Genomic DNA, 21480 nt, shown 5'->3' with positions numbered 1-21480 from the left:
CCTCCGTCCCCATAGTGCTCACTATTTCCCAGTAAAACTCCCTCCAAACCACTCAGTTCTTCTTCTATTCCCATCAAGATTCGGACTGACAAAATATTTGTCCTGATCTGCCATGACAGTTTCCCTTGCGATTTGCTTCACTCTAATATCAGGTGTGACCCGACCTTCTTTTTGGAAAACGAGTTGGTCTTTTGTTAAAATGATTAACTCAAAAGCCCAGCCATTCAGTGAACCACTACGCAATTTTCCACGCTGATGACAAAGTTGCTGACGTGGAAGCAGATGAGCATATCTTAAAGAAATTTTCCAGGTGATTTTGCGTAAGTTTTCATCTATAAGAAACTCCACATAACTGCAGCTTTTCATTTTAGTAATAGGTGCATGTTGTACATTTTTGATACGTAAGTTAAATGTATATTCAGTATTATTAATTGCATAGAATGCATTCTTTGTCGAGGGGAAACGAAATTGATCCCCATTAGTTTGAAGCACCTCGTCAAAGCTGACACTTATTTCGATAGAATTCGGCAAGCTTCTTTAATAGAGACCATTTGCTCACTCCTTTTTATAGTATAATTATCACTATTAAAAATTGAAAAGTCAAATAATTTTGATATATTGCATTTATATATGATGGGTAAATCGGGGGAGGAGTTTGCTGTGCTATTTTTAGAATTATTCTAAAAATAGCACATTAAATTTTGTCCCCACTGTACCGCTATAAAACGAAGGAATGATCACTTTAATATAGAAGTATAAAAATAGAGCAAATCTGAAAGGAGCATAAGTTAATGACTAATTATCTAGCAAAAGAAAATTTTATATACTCAATGGATCAGGCAAACAAGCCTGCGATCAAAGTGAAATCAGGAGAGCAGATAGTTGTAGACACATACGATTGTTTTGAGAATCAAATAAAATCAGAGAATACGGCTTTTGATTCGATTGACTGGAATAAGGTGAATCCGGCAACTGGCCCGATTTTTGTGGATGGCGCGCAGAAGGGAGATATTCTGAAAGTCCGGATTGATGAAATTGAGATTGGTGAACGTGGCGTAATGGTGACAGGTCCCGGATTGGGTGTGATGGGGCACCGGATGGAACGTTTTGATGTGAAAATGATTCCGGTTCGCGAGGGAAAAACGATTTTTGATGATCAGATAAGTATTCCATTGAACCCGATGATCGGTGTAATTGGTGTGGCTCCTGAAGAAGGTGGCATTTCATGCGGAATACCGAGTGCGCATGGCGGAAATATGGATACGAAAGAGGTAACAACTGGCGCAACACTTTATTTTCCCGTGTTTCACGAAGGGGCACTGCTATCACTCGGTGATCTACACGCAGCAATGGGAGATGGGGAAGTAAGTGTCTCTGGGATCGAAATCCCCGCCACTGTTAAAATCACAGTAGAAGTTATAAAAGGGAAAAGCATCACTTACCCATTTTTAGAAAATGAAGAGGGGTTAACAGCGCTCGTATCAAAAGAAACACTTGATGAAGCAGCAGATACAGCAGTCGAACTTATGATCGACCTGATCAGACCGCAGACAGGCCTTACTTTGTCAGAAATGACGATGCTGATGAGTGCCGCGGGACAGGTACAGGTAGGGCAGATAGTAGATCCACTGAAAACTGCGAAATTTCACGTGCCGAGGTATGTGCTGGAGGCTTATGGGATTGAAGTGTGGGGACGGAGTTACTATTCCAAAAAATAGAGGCGGAATTGGCACTTCATATTTAGTGCCAACTCTGCCTCCCATACTAATCTTAATAAGGATCTCCTCCTGCATAACCAAACTCTCCATCGATATATCCTTTGTTAGGTGCATAATAACTATCAATGAGTTCATTTCCATTTGGACCGCCGGATGAGTCAATATAAACAACGTTTTTATAAATTTGGCCATCAGTCTCATAAGAATCCAATAGATGAACTGTTCCATCATAAGTATATAAATATTGGAATTTTTCACCATTTTCGAGTGGATAAGGTAACTCGATTAAAAAGTCTCTCGAATCGAATAATTCTACACTAGGCGCATCTTTTGAAAACAACCCCTCTGCAGTTTCTTTGTAACCTACATAAGATACGCTGATTTCCCCGAAATCCATTGAATATTCCTGCAAGTCTTCTCTTGACACTTTCCAATACTGGGAACTATCTTCTTTGAAATCTAAAAATTCATAAGTAGTACGGAAATTCTCATCTTCAGTAACATAATCTTTCGGATCAGGCATGTAACTAACATTCTCCATCACATCGCCTTCCACAAAACGATCATCCAGCATTCGTGCCATAAATAATGCAAAGTGACTGCGTTTAATCTGCTGATCGGGTCTAAACGTGCGATCTTCATAGCCTGTTGAAATCCCGTGAGAAGCCAATGTATCTACATAATCTTTTGCCCAATGATCATGACTGATATCTGCAAAGAAGTAATTCCATTCCTCTTCAAGTGCATAGGCATTCGTTAAAATTTTTGCCATCTGAGAACGAGTCAGGGGCGCATATGGATCAAAATACTGCTCACCAGTCTTCGAATTTGTTTTACCAGAAATAATCCCGAGCTCAACCGCTGCGGAAATTTCATCATACCCATAATCGCCAGCATTAATATCGCTAAATTCAGCACTATTCTCACCATCAGGCTCTACCTGAAGACCACGCAAAATCATCTGAACAGCCTGCAGCCTCGTCACCGTATTATTAGGTCTGAACTCATCATTATCGTAACCTTGAATAATATTACGTTCTGTTAAATAATCAATCTCATCCTGATAGATCGAAACATCGCTAAACGAAGCATCCACAGCCGCTGGGAATGTGCTCAAACCTAGCGCCATCGCAGCTCCTGTTATATACTTTTTCATTAAAAAAACCTCCTAAATATTTGTCCCACGCATTTGTCGACACAGTAGCAGAAAAGATTCATCTTTTAAAATAATCAAGCCGGGAATTCTAATAGTTTACCGGCGTCCAGCAGTAACCTTAATCCGCTATAACCATCTCCACAACCGCATCATCCATACTGTTCACAACGGTAATAGTCCATTCATCAGCAGGTTCATTAAATGCAATATCAGAAATTGTTTTAATTGCAAAGTCACTGAAAGATTCTTTTTGAATCAATTCCCGTACAACCTGTGCCTCAGTTTTGTCCGCACTTTGAGGGAGGTAGGTTGGCAGAATATTAACGATTACCGCGGTAGCCTGTTCAGGATAGGAAGTAAATACAAACCCGCTATCTTCAACTTTTACCCGCTGACCAATCTCTAAATGCTCTGAAGCTCCTGTAAATGACCAATTGACTGCGTCAAAATGCTCCCCGGCTATAGCACCTGCCTGAGCAGTTAGAAAAGAATCTTCCTCGACCTTTATAATGTAGTGACCGTTTAATGTCAGGTCATTTGTGACCAATGAATCCGGCCACACGATCCGCTGACTATCATCATCAGGAATTTGTGTGCCTATTCTCTCAAAACGTATTGAATATTGCGGGAAGGATGATTGCAACTTCTTCTGATCAACTTCATTTAAAAAATTATGTTCAACAATTATTTCACCATTATTGTAATCTGTGCTTACAATAGAGCCTGCTCCTTCGTGCTGTGATGCGATTTTTTGTACCTCGTCTGACACAAGACGAGTACGCTCTCTCAGATCATCCTGAGTAAAAGGTGTGTAGTAAATGTGCACGCTATCAAAAGGGATCTCGCCAGCATCTACCTTCTTCTGCAGGTAAGTTGTAAGCGCCTCAAGATTTTCCTCAGGGTGTTTCAGTCCTATCCAGACACCTTTGCGCGGCTCATTATTTTTTATAAATAATAGTCCTGTATCATTCATAGACTCATAATCTCCAAAATACTCTTCAACAATAATCGTTACTTCTACTGTATCAATCGATGGTGCAGGAACTACACCAGGGTCCTTAAGCTCACCAATCACAGCTTTCCCGTCGATTTCCTCAATCGTCTCAAATTCAGTAGGATTCAGCTCAGTCTGCACCGGATTATCGGCAATTACATCACTAGCCTCCCGAACTTCCACAAGTTCAGTCGATATATTCAAATCGTCTCTCTCTTCTCCAAACTCACTCTTAATCAGTCCGACATTCGGTGCATAGTACTGGATTTGGTTGCTCACCAGATCTTCCTGAACGACAACATGCTCGAATGTACCGGCTCTCGTTGTAATTGTTGCATCTGTGTCAAGAATCTGGTGGGTTGATTCACTTCCATAGGTATAACTCCATTCTTTTCCATCATAAATTGGATAGTCTAGACGTGGAAAATACTCAGATCCAAGCCAGCCAGAGTAAAGCCTGTTGTCAGCTTCGACGTATAATAAGTCTTTGTGATCTCCACCTTCAAACTTTTGAGCCCAAACTTCCCAGTCATTATCCTTAACATGTGTGTGACCGGCAAATGATAATGTATACGTGATCGTTTCATCTTCAAGGATTTCTTCAAACACATATTCCTTATCCTGATCCATCATGAAACTGATGTTTTGGAGCTCAGTGCCAGTAATGAAATCATCGTTTAACATTCGCGCCATAAACAAAGCGAAATGCTGGCGTTCAATGTCATTTTCCGGGCGGAAAGTCTGATCCTCATAACCAGTCGTGATTACGTCAGACGCAATGCGGTCAATATAATCTTTCGCCCAATGTTCATGGCTCACATCATTGAAAAAATATCGCCATTCCTGATCTAATTCATAAGCTTCTGACAAGATTTTTGCCATCTGTCCTCTGGTCAAAGGTCCATATGGGTCAAAATAAGAGTTGCCATCAATGTCTGTTTTCCCGGAAATGATGCCAAGATCAACTGCCTTTGCTATCTCTTCATAACCATAATCGCCGGCGTTTACGTCAGTGAAATCAGGGTCTGCAGCAGAAAAATCAGTCACATCCATCTCCCGTAAAATCATCTGAATTGCTTGTAAACGGTTCAGACTAGAGGCAGGTTTGAATTGTCCATCTTCAAACCCCTTAATCACACCAGCTTCACTAAGATATTGAATTTCCTTTTCATACATCGAAACATCATTAAAAGCTGATGCTTGCGCCGGTAATATAGCAATTACGCCTGCACTAAGTAGACTTGCAGATATTATTTTTTTCATAATTCACCCTCCCATAAATTGGATTAATGTTAGTGTAACATATATAAGAAGATACAAAGGTTTTGCCTTATATTATAAGAAATTAGAAGGACAAACGATGGCTGTTCATGAGAAATTTGACACCCTCACATTCTCTTACTTCATCTATCCTTTAACAATTTTCAAAATATCCTCACCAAACTCCTCAGCTTTTTTCTGACCAATGCCCTCTATTTTTAAAAGGTCTTTCATGGTCATTGGTTTTTCAGTAATGATAGCGTCGAGTGTTTTGTTTGTGAAAATGTAGTAGGGCTTCATGTTAAGTTCCTTTGAACGTATGGCTCTGAATTCAATTAAATTCGATTTGATGTTGTTGTTATTTGTTATTCTTTTGGGAGAAGGGGCATGGACTTGGGTCTCTTCAGGAAGCTGGGGCTGAATGATTGCCAGGATTTCATCGCCAAACTCTCCAGCTTTCTTCTCGCCGATTCCTTCTATTAAAAGTAAATCCTCGATCGTTACAGGCTGTTTCTCTAAAATAAGATCCAGTGTTTTATTTGTAAAAACATGATAGGGCTTGATATTCAGTTCTCTTGAACGTTTTAGTCGAAAGTCCACCAATTTTTGCTTTAAGTTAACGTCATGAGTGTTGTTCATTTTATCAGGTAATGAACTAGTGAGATTTTGTGCTGGTGTGTCTGTTAAGTAATCCGCCCGGTTAAATGGTTTTTCAGTACTGCGTTTGATAAGCGTATCTGCTATATCGTAAACCTGCTGATCAGACATAGATACAGCAGGTTTTTTCTCTAATTGATTGAGCAGGAACGTTTTAATTTGGTCATGCCGAATTACACTTGATTGAATATGAGGTGGTGCGTTTTTAGAGACATCTAAGATCGTTTTAGGATTTGCAAAAGTGACCGCGTAATGGATTGGGCAATTTTCAATTTTGCCTGTCTCCTTAAGTAGCTTTTCAAGAATGGCTACATGACGCTCAACCTGATTGATCGGGCTGTACATCCCCTCTTTATTAACTACTTTATTATTTTTAGTGATTACGCGCTGAAATTCTCCTTTATCGGTTACCTTTATATTCCCAAATAGTTTTTTTACTTCAATGATCATTACGAATTGATGAGTGATGACGACAAAATCTAATTGAGCACTAAGATCCCCATATTCAATGTACACGTCATGTAGAATGACAATTGGCAGCATCGAATGTTTAAGCTCAAACAATACGCTTTTCTCGCCGGTTTGTCCTATAGAAAATAGCTTCAAATGATTTTTTACTTTTTTTATGTCAATGCTCGGATCATTACTATCCGCTAATTTTGTTAACTGAGAAATTAAAACTGATTGCTCATTAAACGCTTTATAAATCTCGGGTTCTTTGATCTCCTGCTTATTTGCAAATACATTCAGTACATTTTTAAAAAAAGACATGATTATACCTACTTTCAAAAGAAAAATTTAATAGTGAATGATATGTAACTTTCTGTAAGTGATAGCGTAAGTATAACAAAAGTAATGGGACATTTAGAAGATGAATAGTCATTTATACATAATAAATTAGAATTTCTGATTATATCTAGTATGTAACATTTTCCAGTCACTCGCGTCTAATCATTTAAAGGGGGACTGACCGTGAAAAGTAAATTGAAATTTATAGGCGGGCTGGCACTTATCTGGGTTATTGTATCAGCTTGTGGTTCCGAAAACGCAAACCAGGCAAACTGGGATGCTTCAGAAGTAAATGAAGTTAATAACTTAGCAGGTGTAAGTATGAGTGTGAAGGAAGGGTCCGTTTCTAAAGCGAGTGCGACAGTAGTCATTGAAAATGAATCTGACAGCGAGGTCTTATATGGGAAAGCTTATGAACTTGAGAAGAAAGTGGAAGAGGAGTGGTATAAGGTTCCGATTATTTTTGAAGGCAACTATGGATTTGAAGCTATTGGATACACCATTGCTGCCGGTTCATCAGCAGAAATAGAAATTGAATGGGACTGGCTTTACGGTAAGCTTGATAAAGGAGAGTATCGCATCTTAAAAGGAGCAAGCTACCACATGTCAGATGTTGGTAGTAATAATACGCTTGCTGCGGAGTTTACAGTGAAGTAGTTATTGAGAATTGTTTGAGATATGTCTCACATAAACGGAGGTCAAGACTTTATGAAATTGCATATTATTGTTGGGGGGTTCATTGTGCTTCTTTTAACAGGATGTATTTCTAATAGTGATGAAGACACTGATTGGGAGCCAACAAATGCTGAAGAGGTGAATCAGTTGGAAGGCGTGAGTATGACCGTGAAGGAAGGATCAGGTTCAACCACAGGTGTGACTGTGCTGATTAAAAATGATTCTGATCAGGAGGTGCGGCATGGTAAACCTTATGTGCTTGAAAAGAAAATCAATGATGAGTGGTATCGGGTCCCAATAATGAATGGATTAGGTGATTTTACAGATATAGGGTATTCAGAGCTGCCTACTGGTTCCGTTTATGAAAGGGAAACTATTTGGGGGTCAGGTAAATATGATCCACTTGAAAACGGAGAATATCGCATTGTAAAGGACATCATGGTTTTTAAACAATCAAGGAACTATGACAAGTATGACCTGACCGCTGAATTTGAGATAAATGAATGAAAAACCGCGCAGGGAAATTAATTCCCCTACGCCGCTTTTTAACTGAGCTGCATTGTCGTTATACAGGTAGGATCCCCTTCAAACGTAGAAATCTCAGTTTCAGTACTCATTCCATTATGATCAATTTTAACCTGATACGTCTTATCTCGCGGCAGCCAAAGATCAATGAACCCATTTTCAAATGTGGTCATGCGCTCGTCGATGATGACTTTTCCTTCAGAGTCTTCAATGTAAACGTCGAAAGTCTCCTCCGCCATTTCACCCTGACATCCAGTCAGACTGTGAAACGTACACTGGTGTGTCTGCTCCACATAAGGCGCAATTGACACAAAGAAATCTTCACTTGTGACATCATGTGTTTTTTCGTTTCCATCATCTTCAGTAATTGTTAAAGTTTCTCCTGTGATTGAGGCCTGCTCAGCGCCAACTTCACGTGTGCTGAAGTCATTGACAAGTTCTTTGATATTCAAGGAATCATCGTCGACTGAGGAAGCCTTATCGCTCCCTTCACTACTGCACCCCACTAATAGAACAGAGATAAATAGTAAAGCTAAAAGAGATTTAAGATTCATAGAATTATCGTCCTCTCATACGTATGGTATACCCCATTATAGTATGAGTGAAGTGATCTGTAATGAGGAAATGTGCATTTGACAAAGAATGTTCATTTGAAGAATAGGTTGCATAGTCGAAAAATGTACATGACAGGTACAGAGATGAGAAATGTTTGGTAGGAAAGAGTTTTTAGTGTGTCCCTGATGTGTACATGAAATGACAATACAACCTCCGTCCCCAAAATCCAATCCCTCCTTTTCCACCTTTCCAAATCCATCCATCAAATGGTAAAATAAAACTGGTTGATCTAACCAATCATACATAGGGGAGGAATGACGGTGAAAAAGGGCGGTAAAATGAAAGCGTTTGCTGGTGGGGCTTTGGCTTTGGGACTGATAGTTCCGATGGCGACGCCGGCTGTGTCGTATGCTGAGGTGATGGGTGAGGATGTTGTAAAGATTCGGATCCTGGAGACAACTGATATTCATGCGAATCTTGTGAACTATGATTATTATCAGGATCAGGAGACGGATGCATACGGATTGGTGAAGACGGCTGCGCTTGTAATGGAAGCGCGTGGGGAAGCGAAAAACAGCCTGCTTTTTGATAACGGGGATCTGCTTCAGGGTAATCCGCTGAGTGATTATTTTGCTAAGGAGAATCCGTTGAAAGAAGGCGAGACACATCCTGTTTATAAAGTAATGAATATGATGAATTATGATGCAGGTAACATTGGAAATCACGAGTTTAACTATGGTCTGGACTTTTTAGATCAGTCACTTGAGGGCTCTGCGTTTCCGTATGTGAATTCAAATGTGTATGTAGATGATGGTGATGATGAGCCTTCAAATGATGTGTCGTATTTTAAACCTTATGAAATTCTTGAGCGCACAGTTGTTGATGAAGAAGGAGATGAGCATCAGATTAAGGTTGGTGTGATCGGATTTGTTCCGCCTCAGATCATGCAGTGGGACAAAGCTAATTTAGAAGGGGAAGTCATTGCGAAAGATATGGTGGAATCTGCTGAGAAGTACGTTCCGCAAATGAAAGCAGAGGGTGCTGACCTGATCGTTGCGATTCCGCACTCAGGGATCGGATCTGTTACGCAAAACGGCATGGAAGAAAACGCTACATATGACCTTTCAAAAGTTGAGGGAATCGATGCGCTTCTTTTCGGTCACTCACACGGCGTGTTCCCCTCTGATGATTATGCCGGCATTGAAGGGGTAGACGTAGAAAAAGGAACAATTAATGGCGTGCCATCAGTCATGCCTGGATATTGGGGGAGCCACCTTGGTCTTGTTGACCTTGACATTCAGTTAAAAGATGGAAAATGGGAAGTCATGAACGCTCAGACGTCAACGCGCGGCATTGCTGATGACGAAGGAAATGCGCTGGTTGACCGTGTGGAAGAACTTTATGAAGTAATTGAAGAGGATCACAACGATACAGTTGACTGGGTAAGAAGCGCTGTAGGAACAACAACTGCGCCGATCAACAGCTACTTTGCGCAGGTAAAAGATGATCCATCGATTCAGATCGTTACGAACGCACAGAAGTGGTATGTGGAAAATTATATTGAGGGAACAGAATATGAAGGACTTCCCGTTTTATCAGCAGGTGCGCCATTTAAAGCAGGAACACGCGGCGACTCGTCTTATTACACTGACATTCCTGCCGGCGAGCTTGCGATTAAAAACGTAGCAGATCTCTACTTGTACCCTAATACACTGCAGGCCGTACTGATTACAGGCGCTGATGTAAAAGAGTGGCTTGAGCGCTCAGCTGGTCAATTTAACACAATTGATCCTGACTCAACTGAAGAACAGTCACTTGTAAATGGAGAATTCCGCTCATATAACTATGACGTCATTGACGGCGTGACGTATGAAATTGATGTAACTGAACCTTTGAAATATGATGTCGATGGAAACGTAATCGACGAATCTGCAAACCGGATCAAAAATCTTCAATACAACGGAGAGCCGATTGATCCTGAACAGAAATTTATCGTCGCAACGAACAATTATCGTGCAAGCGGCGGCGGCGGTTTCCCTGGCATCGATGGCAGCAACATCATCATCGAATCTCCGGATGAAAACCGTAACGTGCTGATCAACTACATTTTAGAAGAAGGCACAATCAACCCTTCTGCAGACAGCAACTGGACGTTCGCTCCAATCGATGCTGATGTAAATGTCGTATTTGAATCATCACCAAAAGCGCAGGATTACCTGACAGAAGACGGCAATATCGCTTATGCAGGTGAAGGTGAAGACGGTTTCGCTAAATACAATCTGACATTTGAAAAAAATGAAATAGAAGAACCTGTCGTTGATTTCAGTGACATAGAAGGACACTGGGCTAAGGAGTACATTGAAGCTCTTGCTGCAAAAAGCGTGGTGTACGGGAAGCCGGACGGCACATTTGACCCGGAAGGCAAAGTCTCACGTGCCCAATTTGCAGCCTTTCTCGTTCGTTCACTAAACTTAACGGCAGAAGGCGACAACTACTTTGATGACGTAACCGGCACATACGCTGCCGAAATCAATGCAGCATATGAAGCAGGCATCACAACAGGCATTACAGAAAACACATTTGCACCATACCGTGAAATCACCCGTGAGCAAATGGCTGTTATGCTCGTACGTGCCTATAATCATAAAAACAATACAGAATACAAACCAGAAATAACAAGAAACTACAATGACCAATACCTCATCTACTTCACTGAGGAAGTCAGCACAGTAACTAAACTTGGCTATATGAAAGGCTTTAACAACGGCGACTTCGGGCCACAACATCCAGCCACTCGTGCCCAGGCCGCAAAAGTAATTTATATGCTGTTGGAAGAGTAGATGAATGGAACCAGTTGCCTTTATTTTATGGCGGCTGGTTTTTTAATGCCGGAGGGTACGTGATCAATAAAAGTACATGTCAGGGGGCAGGGATGAGGAAAGTTTTGTCTTGGTCTCGTAGGAAAATATTTTAAGTCTGTCCCTGATGTGTACATGAAATGACAACTTAACCTCCGTCCCCAATGAGTACAAATAATATGATAACCACGTACAAAGAACCCTTTTATATAAAATTTGTAACACTTTTGTAATATCCTTTTACTCTAAAAACAACGTAATATAGACTTATGTTTTAATTATCAGAAAAATCACGAGAAATGTTTATTTAGAGTTTACGGGATGAAGGAGAGTGTGCGGGTTGAGGAAGTGGTTATATACGGCTGCAGCGACTGTAGCAGTGGCAACTTTTGGAGGATTCGATTCAGAAGCACATGCCAGTACACATAAGGTTTCAAGCGGGGATTCTCTTTGGAAGATTGCGAACAAGTATCAAACTTCTGTCGATCATATAAAAAAACTCAATAACTTAAGCTCTGAGATTATTAGACCAAATCAGATGCTGAAAGTGTCAGGCGAACCAGTCTCCTTATCAGCGGCTAATGCGTCTTCGAAAAACTCGACATCTGCAGGTTCTCAGGCAGCAGTTTATATTGTCCAACCCGGTGATACGCTGTCCGCAATCGCACGTAAGTCAAATATGACTTTGACTGATTTAACATCAATTAATCAGCTGACATCCCACATCATTCGTCCAGGCCAGTCATTGAAACTAAAAGGTTCAGCTCAAAGCAATAGTCATTCGAATGCGCCAAGCACTATTGTTTCAAATGCAGGAGTCTATACAGTCCAGCCGGGTGACAATCTATCGAAAATTGCTGTTAAACACGGTCTCAGTTTGTCAAAATTAATGGAAATGAATCGTTTAAGCGGTCACGTGATATACGCAGGTCAAAAGCTTACTGTGAACGGTCAAATGATAACTAAGCAGCCAAATCCACCAGCATCACAATCAGCTGCTTCAGCAAAAGTCCATATTGTTAAAAGTGGAGATACTCTAAGCAAAATTGCCATGATGCACCAAATGTCATTGGTGGAATTAAAACGTACCAATCAGCTTTCTTCTGACTTAATCAGGGTTGGACAATCACTCCAGTTAAAAGGTACGGTTCAATCGACTCAACCATCAACCGGTCCATCTCAAATCACTCATAATCAAACTGAAACTGCCGGAAATATTGATGCACTTCTATTGGAAGCTCAATCTCACCTCGGCACTCCATATGCATGGGGTGGTTCAACGCCAGGCGGATTTGATTGCAGCGGTTTCATCCACTATGTCTATCAAAAAGCCGGATTCAGCACTGCCAGAACAAACGCTGAAGGACAGCATGCACGATCGTTTGAAGTAAGCAACCTACAGCCTGGAGACCTTGTGTTTTTTGAAAATACATATAAAAAAGGAATTTCGCACGTAGGCATATATATTGGCGGCAATCAATTTATCCATGCCGGAGACAATGGTGTAGTCATCTCGAGCCTTTCAAACTCCTACTGGCAATCTAAATTCGAAAGTTTTAAACGTTTCTATTAAAAGCTGCCTCTGCAGCTTTTTTCTATTATAAGGAGGTGCGTACAATGAGTTTCTTCAGAAAGAATAACGGAAGCACTGAAAAGCGCTGTGATCAGGAGGCCATTGATTTAGAAAAAAAGCGGCTCACACCTATAATTGAAAAAGAGATCCATCATCTATTAGAACTAACAGATCGTCATGACATTATGGATAAAGTCATTGAAAAAATCCGCAGAATGAAATATGTCCATATTGATGAAACGGATTATAAATACGAGCTATTGAAATCTACCGTATTTTATATCGAAATGATCAGATTACTCCAACGTACACTCGCAGACCGGCTGCGAACCTTTAGTCAAAGCGCATCACTGGCAGACCTCAAAAAACAAACAAACCAGGAAATCGAAACAGCCATCGAAAAACATTACGAAGACTTCCATACCAAATACCTGACCAGCCCGGAAGGACTCACAGGACTCGAACGCACCTACCAGGAAAACCTGCTCCTGTACGAATCTCTGAAAAAAATCAACCAACACATCGATCCCACACACTTTCAAACCATCGACCAGCTTCCAAAACGCTGGATCGTGAGGAGAATGAATGATGAGTGCCGTAAGTGGGTGGATGAGGTGATGTATTTGTGAGGATCGATGTGTGTGCACTGTGGGGACGGAGGTGACAGTGTCATGATATGTACATTATAGGGACAGAGGTTGTGAAGTTGTGAGAGCTACAGTTTTTAAAATCACTTCTCGAAGTCTGTCCCAGAAGTGTACATGAAATGACAACTTAACCTCCGTCCCCAACATGTACATCAATTCAAAAAAATCCCCTAAACCTATTGAACTATTAAAATAATCATGTATAATAACTTTAACACATAAAAGCATAAAAGCGTCGAAGTGTAAAAGTGAAAATGGGGGTTTTGAGATGAAAAAGGTTTGGTTGTCAGGTGCAGCGTTGTCTGCGGTGTTAGTGTTAGCAGCTTGTGGTGAGGAGACTTCTGAGTCGTCGGCTGAGAGCGGTGGCGATTCGGATTCATATACGATTGGGGTAACGCAGATTGTGGAGCATCCATCATTGGATGCTGCCACTGAAGGGTTTAAACGGGCGTTCGAGGAAGCTGGTTTGGAAGTGACTTTTGATGATCAGATTGCACAGGGTGATCAGAATAACAGTCAGTCGATTTCGCAGAAGTTTGTGGCTGATGGTGTGGATTTGATTTTTGCTAACTCTACACCGAGTGCTTTGAGCTCGCTGAATGCGACGAGTGATATTCCGATTGTATTTACATCGGTGACGGATCCTTTGTCTGCGAGTCTTGTAGCGGATATGGAAGCGCCGGGCGGTAATGTGACTGGCACGACGGATATGCATCCGGATGCGATCGGGAATACGATTGAATTCATGACTGAAGAGCTTGATGTGAAGTCGATCGGTATGGTCTATAACGCGGGCGAGCCGAATTCTGTGGTGCAGGTGGACGCTGTAAAAGAGGCTGTCGGTTCTGATGTGACGGTTGAAGAAGCGGCTGTTTCGACTTCTGCTGATGTGAAACAGGCAGCTGAATCGCTGGTTGGAAAAGTAGATGCTTTCTATATTATTACTGATAATACGGTCGTTTCTGCTCTTGAATCGGTGATTGGCGTTGCGAATGATCAGGATATTCCACTTTTCGTTGGGGAGCTTGATTCAGTGGCACGCGGTGGATTTGCTGCATACGGATTTGAATACGGAGATATCGGATATGAAGCGGGTCAGATGGCAGTTGAGATATTGACTGAAGGCGCTGATCCTGGTGAAATGGCGGTTCAGTACCCAGGAAATCTGAAGCTGATGATCAATCGCGATGCGGCTGAGGAAATGGGCATTGAAGTGAAGTCTGAATGGGAAGAAATGGCTGAATTTACAGAGTGAAAATTCAGAGCGGAGCGCGCTGCTTCGCTCTTTTTGATCAAAGGAAGAGAGGAAGAATTGTATGTGGATGTCAATTTTTACGTCAGTTGAGGTTGGGCTGATGTTTGCACTGATGGCGCTTGGCGTCTATCTATCGTTTAGAATTCTCGATTTCCCGGACCTGACAGTGGACGGAAGTTTTGTGACAGGAGCTGCGGTTGCGGCTGTTATGCTTGTAAATGGAGTGAATCCGCTGGTCGCAGTTGCGGCAGCATTTGCAGCAGGATTTATCGCAGGCACCATTACCGGACTGCTTCATACGGTGGGTGGCATCAATCCGCTCTTATCAGGAATCCTGATGATGATCGCGCTTTACTCGATCAACCTGCGCATCATGGGCGCACCAAACGTCTCGCTGCTTGCCCAGGATCATCTGTTTACATGGATCCGCCAGGGAATCGGCGGTACATGGGCGATCATGATCGTCATGGTTGCAGTCGTGCTTATTGTAAAAGTGATGCTCGATTTCTTTTTAAAAACGGAGTTTGGCCTCGCACTCAGAGCGGTCGGGGATAATCACCTGATGATCACTTCTTTCTCAGGGAATATCCATTTTTATAAAGTGTTCGGACTTGGTCTTTCAAATGGATTAGTCGCTTTAGCAGGTGCGCTTGTTGCGCAGTACAGCGGTTTCGCTGACGTCAATGCAGGCATTGGCATGATCGTGATTGGTCTTGCATCCGTCATCATTGGTGAAGCGATTTTTGGTAAAAAGACAATCATCCGCACAACGCTTGCCGTCATTGTCGGCGCAATCATTTACCGAATCATCGTAGCACTGGCACTGCGTGTAGAATTTCTGGAAACGGGCGATCTCAAACTGATTACAGCAATCATCGTGATCCTTGCGCTCGTCCTGCCAAAAGCCATTGCCAAACAGAAAGAAACGATGAGAAAACGACAGCGCCGCCTTAGACTCAGCGCGCAGAAAGGATAGTGACTCATGCTTCAGCTAAACGATATTTACAAAGTATTTAATGAAGGTACGCCTGATGAAAAAGTTGCGATTGATGATATCAGTCTAGACGTGAAAAAAGGTGATTTCATTACAATCATCGGCAGTAATGGTGCAGGGAAATCTACACTGTTTAACGTGATTGCCGGTAAAACATTTCCCGACTTGGGCGAGGTTTTGATTGGTGAGCAGGATGTAACCGGACTTTCCGAATACAAACGTGCCCGCAGAATCGGCCGCGTATTCCAGGATCCGATGGCAGGCACGTCACCAACGCTTACAATAGAAGAAAACCTCTCTATTGCATACAGCAGAGTGAAACCACGCACGCTTAGACCCGGTGTAACAGCAAAACGCAGAGCATTTTTCAAAGAGCAGCTCGAAACGCTTGGCCTTGGCCTTGAAGACCGCCTGCGCGCAAAAGTCGGACTGCTTTCAGGCGGAGAACGACAGGCACTGTCACTGCTCATGGCAACATTCACAAAGCCCGATTTGCTTCTGCTCGATGAACACACAGCCGCACTCGATCCATCAAGAGCCGCACTCATCACCAGGCTCACCAAAGAAATCGTCGAGCGCGAACAACTCACCACCATCATGATCACCCACAACATGCAGCAAGCCGTCGACCTCGGCAATCGCATCCTCATGATGGACAAAGGAAAAATTATCTTTGAAGAAGAAGGAGCACGAAAAAAACATCTCACTGTGACTGACTTGCTCAATGAGTTTGGGAAGATGAAGGGGACGGAGTTGTCGGACCGTACGTTGCTTGGGGTTTAGAAAGCATGTACATGTTGGGGACGGAGGTTGTTGCGTCATGAAATGTGCACTTAAGGGACAGAGGTGAGAGGGCCATTACTGAAATCCCTGTGTTAAAAGAGTTTCAAGTCTGTCCCTCACGTGCACAAATCATGAACATTTAACCTCCGTCCCCACAGTGCACAAAAAATAAGCGGTACACCTCCCCCATGGTGTGCCGCTTATTTTATTGAGTAAAGTTTGCACAATGAAGGATTTCCCAATTTATCTGATATCCTCATGATTAAGGTGATGGTGTTTGGAAGACGTGTGGATTTGGTGAAGGGGGTTAATAGCATCGACCCCGCTGTGCCGTCCTTTCTTTCTTCATGTATAATTAAATCACTATCCATTCGGAAAAAGGAGTCAAAACATGTCGAATCACAGAGGACTTTCAACTTCATGGCAGATGCTTGGCTGGCTTCTTTTGGCTCAAGTTGCGGTGGCGCTTGTGGGACGATCGCTTGCGCCGCTTGGTCCGCTGATTGCAGAGGACTTTACGCTGACAAAAGCGCAGGTTGGGCTGCTGCCTTCATTTTTATTTTTGGGACAGATGCTCGTCAGTATTCCGGCTGGGATACTGACTGATAAGATCGGAACGCGGCGGCTGCTATTGATTGTGTGTCTTGTGCTGGGTACTGCTTTTCTGCTCGGTTCATTTGCATCTGGATTTTACATATTGTTGTTTTTTATTATGCTTGGCGGAATGGGTTACGGTGCTACGCATCCAGTGACAAACCGGGGCATTCTTTACTGGTTCCCAGCTAAAAGAGGTACGGCGATGGGCATTAAGCAGATGGGTGTTACATTCGGGTCCGCTCTTGCAGCGATTGCACTTTTACCACTTGCAGTAACATTCGGCTGGCGGATTGCAATGGCGGCTGCCTGTATTGTTCTGATGTTAAGCGGTGTGATTGCGTTTCGCTTTTATAAGGAACAACTCGCTGAAAAAACATCCCGTGAGCCTGCGTTGAAGGGTAGCATGCTTGGAATCGTTACGTATAAACCATTACTTTTAATCAGTGTTGTGGCACTTATTTTAAATGGATCGCAAATGAGCGTGAATACATATTTGCTTTTCTTTGTGACAGATGAACTGTTTTTCAGTCTGGCACTTGCGGGAACCATGCTCGTTTTGTCTGAAGCAAGCGGTTCACTTGGACGAATTATCTGGGGATCAGTAAGTGATTCGATTTTTGGTGGTAAAAGGTTTCCGGTTTTAATGATCATTATTGTAACTGCACTGACAGGAACGCTTGGAATGGCATTTTTATCAGATGGTATTCCGGTGCCGTTACTTGTGGCGCTTGTAATGATTCTCGGATTTGCAGTTTCAGGATTTAATGGACTCTGGATGAATATTGCAACAGAACTCACGCCGAAGCAGCAGGCTGGGGCAGCGAGCGGGGTCAGTCTGACAATAGGATCGGCAGGGGTAATTATGTTGCCGCCGCTTTTTGGTCTGACGATTGATGTCAGTGGGAACTTCCAGTCGGCCTGGCTGATGCTGACTTCATTGCTGGGAGTAGCTGGTATGCTGGCTTTAGTATTGAGGAAGTTGCAGGTTTATTAATAGTTAAGAAAATTCTGGGGACAGAGGTTGTTACACTATTTTAGAAATAGTCCAGCGACCTCTGTCCCTATTTTATTTTCCTGAAAAAGGGTTTTTGGAATTATATATTGAATTTTATATATATCCTAAACGAAATGGACGTGGCTAACATGACGAATGTTTTAACTGATGAAAAGCTTGATGTCAAACGCAATTTCTACGACGGAAACGAAACGCTGAAAAAGTTGTTAAAAGAGAAACTAGATGATGAGCTTTACAGTTTTGCAAATGTAGAACTGCCTGAACTCGGGCGTGCCGCAGCAAATGAGATTGACGAGCGGGCCATTCATACGGATCGTGAAGGTGCGCCTAGGCTTGAGAAGTTTGACCGCTTCGGGAATGACAAGTCGAAGGTTTGGGTGAATGAAGGGTATGAAAAAACGGTGGAGCAGGTGTATGGGAGCGGGATTGTCGGGTACGTGCATGAACCGATTCCTGTGCTCGGACGCAAGGGGAATTATGTCTACAGTTTTGCGCAGGGGTTCCTCGTTTCACATGCAGAAGCAGGTTTATACTGCCCGGTTACGTTGACAATGGCCACCGCTTACCTGCTCGATCACTATGCTGATGAAAGTGTGCGCAATCGTTTTTTACCGCACGTTTGTTCAACCGGAGATTTGCCGCTGTATGAAGGTGCAACCTTTTTAACAGAACGCCAGGGAGGATCTGATGTCGGTGCAAATGTTGTAAATGCGGTAATAGAAGATGGAGAATACAGAATTTATGGAGAAAAATACTTCGCTTCAAATGCTGGACAGGCCGGTGTTGCAATGGTGCTTGCGAGAATTGAAGGAGCAAAGCCTGGTTCAAAAGGGCTGACGCTTTTTGCTGTGCCATGGAAAGTGGACGCGGAGTTAAACGGGATTAAGGTCAGACGTTTAAAAGATAAGCTGGGCGTACGTGCCGTGCCTTCAGGCGAAGTCGAGTTTGATGGTGCAAAAGCATATGTTGTCGGTGATCCTTTAAAAGGCATTAACTATATGCTCGAAGCGCTCAATTTGTCGAGGATCTGCAATGCGGTGGCATCAATCGGCATCATGCGCCGCGCGCTGCTGGAAGCAAAAGACTATGCTGAAAAAAGAGAAGCGTTCGGCGCACCGCTCACACAATACCCAATGGTGAAAGATTCTCTTGGTAAAATGTCTGCAATTCTCCACGCAGAAACCGTCAGCGTTTTTGAACTGATTTCATTATACGACCGCGTGACTGAAGGGAAAGCCAGCTGTGAAGAAGGGTTGCTCGTCAGATTGTTGATTGCCCTTTTGAAAAAAGAAACAGCAGAAAATGCGATTCATTTTTCACACGAAGCAATCGAAATGCACGGCGGCAATGGCTATATTGAAGACTTCGTTACACCGCGTCTGCTGCGTGACGCACAGGTCTTAACCGTCTGGGAAGGTACGGTAAATATCCTTGCGATGGAACTGATTCGTTTGTTGAAAAACGGAATTGAGGACATTTATGCGGACTGGGTACATGAAAAACTTGAAGAAATTCAAACTTCACCGTGGCATGCCGAGCTGAAGAAACAGGCAGAACGGATCCTGAGTGAACTGAAACAATTCAAACAAATGCCAGATGACCTGCAAACCTTCGAAGCAAAACAGATGATGAAGCAAATGACTAAACTGACCGAAAGTTTGTTTGCTGCAGGATTTGGTGTAAGACATGGAGAGCGTGAGCAGATGCTGTGTGATGTGTTTTGTGAAACTATTTGGAATAAGAGAGAGTTTGGCGCTGAGATGAAAACAGTAAAAGCGTTTGGCGTTTTAATGGAAAGTATATAAGAGAGTGATTTATAGGGAGGGGGCACAGCGGGGACGGAGTTCAGTGAGACAAAATTAGAATCATTCCAAAAATGACTCACACAACTCCGTCCCCGCTGTGCCTTTAAATACTTAACCAAAAACACGTTGTATTTTTATACAAAATAATGATAATATATAAATTATCTTATTAGCAGCGGCTGTGGAGGTTTTGGAGATGGAGCGAATACATAATAGTGGTACTGAAAGAAATGGTGGTTATTCTGCAAAACATTATATGAAGTTCTGGTTACCATCTTTGATCGGGGTTTTGCTTTTTCTCGTTCCGGTCAGTTTTGATGGGAAGGTAACGATCGGACTCGGGATTTTGGCTGATAGTTTGCAGGGTGCGATTTCTGATTACATACCCGGCTTTATGACGGTTGTGCTGGTGGTTTCGGCGTTAGGCAGTTTGCTGGTTAGAACACCTGCGTTTAACGTGGTGAAACGACAGTCAGTGCTGGCGATGCTGTTTGATGTAGCGCCGTTTTGGATCGTGCTGCGCGTCATTGGGGCGCTGTTTGCATTGTCGACACTTTTCGAAGTGGGACCTGAGCTGATCTGGTCGCCGATCACAGGTCAGGTAATGCTGTATGACCTGATTCCGGTACTGATGGTATGGTTTCTATTTGCATGTTTATTCATGCCTTTATTGTTAGAATTCGGTTTAATGGACTTTATCGGAACAATGGTGCGAAAAGTGATGGTGCCATTGTTTACATTGCCGGGCCGTTCATCGATTGATGCGCTGGCGTCATGGATGGGGAGCGGCACGGTTGGTGTGCTGCTGACAACCCAGCAGTATGAATCCGGTTATTATACAAAGCGTGAAGCGGCAGTCGTGGCAACGAACTTTTCGATTGCTTCAATTGCTTTCAGCCTAGTCATCGCACGTTTTTTAAATATTGATGGAATGTTCGTACAGTTTTATTTTACTGTAGTCGTCACAGGGATCGTTGCGGCAGTGATTTGTCCGCGTATTCCTCCGCTTTCACGAAAGAAAGAAACGTATTACGGACCGGTTGGTAAGCAGATTGAAGAGGAAGTGCCAAAAGGCGTTTCAGATTTTAAATGGGGCGTACAAAAGGCTGTCGAAAAAGCGGATCAGGTAACAAGTTTCCGCGGAGTAGCGAAAAGAGGCGTGGTGAACGTACTCGACATCTGGTTTGCACTGATCCCACTCGTAATGGCGATCGGTACCTTTGCATTGATCATCGCCGAGTTCACACCGGTATTCACCTACCTCTCATATCCATTCGTGCCTATTCTTGAGCTGCTGAGAATTCCTGAAGCACAAGCTGCCGCCCCGGCTATGATCGTCGGGTTTGCAGATATGTTCCTGCCGGCAGTGATTGGAAGCAGTATTGAATCTGAGCTGACGCGATTTGTGATCGGAGTATTATCTTTAACACAGCTGATCTACATGTCTGAAATCGGTGTGCTTTTAGTAAAATCAAAAATTCCGATTTCGATTTTAGAGCTATTCATTGTATTCCTTCAGCGTACAATCATCAGCCTGCCAATTGCGGCACTGATGGCACATCTTTTATTCTTTTAAATAGGATCCGGGGAGCTGCGTGCTTCACCGGATTTCTTTATCATTCAT

The 21480-nt window shown here is 42.8% G+C and carries 17 protein-coding genes; 12 read left to right on the top strand and 5 right to left on the bottom strand.

The window, feature by feature from the left end:
• Positions 1–21: 21 nt before the first annotated feature.
• Positions 22–243: a hypothetical protein gene (locus E2626_RS17095; RefSeq protein ID WP_166786695.1), complete on the bottom strand. Its 222-nt coding sequence runs from the start codon at positions 241–243 to the stop codon at positions 22–24.
• 548 nt (positions 244–791) lie between these two features.
• Here E2626_RS17095 and E2626_RS01515 point away from each other — a divergent pair.
• Positions 792–1718, top strand: coding sequence for an acetamidase/formamidase family protein (locus E2626_RS01515; RefSeq protein ID WP_134378921.1), 927 nt, complete (start codon positions 792–794; stop codon positions 1716–1718).
• 52 nt (positions 1719–1770) lie between these two features.
• Here E2626_RS01515 and E2626_RS01510 read toward each other — a convergent pair whose 3' ends face one another.
• From E2626_RS01510 to E2626_RS01500, 3 genes are all read right to left on the bottom strand, one after another.
• Positions 1771–2874 carry an S-layer homology domain-containing protein gene (locus E2626_RS01510; RefSeq protein WP_134378919.1) on the bottom strand — a complete coding sequence of 368 codons (1104 nt, stop codon included), beginning with the start codon at positions 2872–2874 and terminating at the stop codon, positions 1771–1773.
• A gap of 118 nt (positions 2875–2992) precedes the next feature.
• Complete coding sequence (locus E2626_RS01505) at positions 2993–5131, bottom strand: S-layer homology domain-containing protein (RefSeq protein WP_134378917.1); 2139 nt, start codon at positions 5129–5131, stop codon at positions 2993–2995.
• A gap of 144 nt (positions 5132–5275) precedes the next feature.
• Positions 5276–6556, bottom strand: a complete 1281-nt coding sequence (locus E2626_RS01500) for an HRDC domain-containing protein (protein WP_134378915.1) — start codon at positions 6554–6556, stop codon at positions 5276–5278.
• 201 nt (positions 6557–6757) lie between these two features.
• Between E2626_RS01500 and E2626_RS01495 the strand changes: the two genes are divergently transcribed.
• Both E2626_RS01495 and E2626_RS01490 read left to right on the top strand, forming a co-directional pair.
• Positions 6758–7231: an immunoglobulin-like domain-containing protein gene (locus E2626_RS01495; RefSeq protein ID WP_134378913.1), complete on the top strand. Its 474-nt coding sequence runs from the start codon at positions 6758–6760 to the stop codon at positions 7229–7231.
• Between the two features lie 51 nt (positions 7232–7282).
• Entirely contained in the window at positions 7283–7756 is a 474-nt protein-coding gene (locus E2626_RS01490) for an immunoglobulin-like domain-containing protein (RefSeq protein WP_134378911.1), read from the top strand.
• 38 nt (positions 7757–7794) lie between these two features.
• Here E2626_RS01490 and E2626_RS01485 read toward each other — a convergent pair whose 3' ends face one another.
• Positions 7795–8328, bottom strand: a complete 534-nt coding sequence (locus tag E2626_RS01485; RefSeq protein WP_134378909.1) for a CueP family metal-binding protein — start codon at positions 8326–8328, stop codon at positions 7795–7797.
• A gap of 321 nt (positions 8329–8649) precedes the next feature.
• On the opposite strand from E2626_RS01485, the gene E2626_RS01480 reads away from it, so the two are divergent.
• The 9 genes from E2626_RS01480 (at position 8650) to E2626_RS01440 (ending at position 21432) form a co-directional block, all read left to right on the top strand.
• Entirely contained in the window at positions 8650–11169 is a 2520-nt protein-coding gene (locus E2626_RS01480; protein ID WP_341785721.1) for a bifunctional 2',3'-cyclic-nucleotide 2'-phosphodiesterase/3'-nucleotidase, read from the top strand.
• A 358-nt stretch (positions 11170–11527) separates the two neighbouring features.
• The gene (locus tag E2626_RS01475; RefSeq protein ID WP_166786694.1) at positions 11528–12760 is read left to right on the top strand and encodes a LysM peptidoglycan-binding domain-containing protein; all 1233 of its coding nucleotides are present in this window, start codon (positions 11528–11530) and stop codon (positions 12758–12760) included.
• A 44-nt stretch (positions 12761–12804) separates the two neighbouring features.
• Entirely contained in the window at positions 12805–13389 is a 585-nt protein-coding gene (locus tag E2626_RS01470) for a hypothetical protein (RefSeq protein ID WP_134378905.1), read from the top strand.
• A gap of 286 nt (positions 13390–13675) precedes the next feature.
• Positions 13676–14662 (top strand): ABC transporter substrate-binding protein, encoded by a 987-nt coding sequence (locus E2626_RS01465; protein ID WP_134378903.1) that lies wholly within the window; start codon positions 13676–13678, stop codon positions 14660–14662.
• A gap of 61 nt (positions 14663–14723) precedes the next feature.
• Positions 14724–15638 (top strand): ABC transporter permease, encoded by a 915-nt coding sequence (locus E2626_RS01460; RefSeq protein WP_134378901.1) that lies wholly within the window; start codon positions 14724–14726, stop codon positions 15636–15638.
• Between the two features lie 6 nt (positions 15639–15644).
• Complete coding sequence (locus E2626_RS01455) at positions 15645–16439, top strand: ABC transporter ATP-binding protein (RefSeq protein WP_134378899.1); 795 nt, start codon at positions 15645–15647, stop codon at positions 16437–16439.
• Between the two features lie 391 nt (positions 16440–16830).
• Positions 16831–18030: an MFS transporter gene (locus E2626_RS01450; protein WP_134378897.1), complete on the top strand. Its 1200-nt coding sequence runs from the start codon at positions 16831–16833 to the stop codon at positions 18028–18030.
• A 149-nt stretch (positions 18031–18179) separates the two neighbouring features.
• On the top strand, positions 18180–19856 hold the full coding sequence (locus E2626_RS01445; RefSeq protein WP_134378895.1) for an acyl-CoA dehydrogenase family protein: 1677 nt from the start codon (positions 18180–18182) through the stop codon (positions 19854–19856).
• Positions 19857–20052: 196 nt separating this feature from the next.
• The gene (locus tag E2626_RS01440; RefSeq protein WP_134378893.1) at positions 20053–21432 is read left to right on the top strand and encodes a YjiH family protein; all 1380 of its coding nucleotides are present in this window, start codon (positions 20053–20055) and stop codon (positions 21430–21432) included.
• Positions 21433–21480 lie beyond the last annotated feature (48 nt).

This window comes from Jeotgalibacillus salarius (genome assembly GCF_004405125.1).
Lineage (GTDB): Bacteria > Bacillota > Bacilli > Bacillales > Jeotgalibacillaceae > Jeotgalibacillus > Jeotgalibacillus salarius.
The sequence above is the reverse complement of the archived record's forward strand: the minus strand, read 5'-3'. Positions and strand labels throughout refer to the sequence as shown.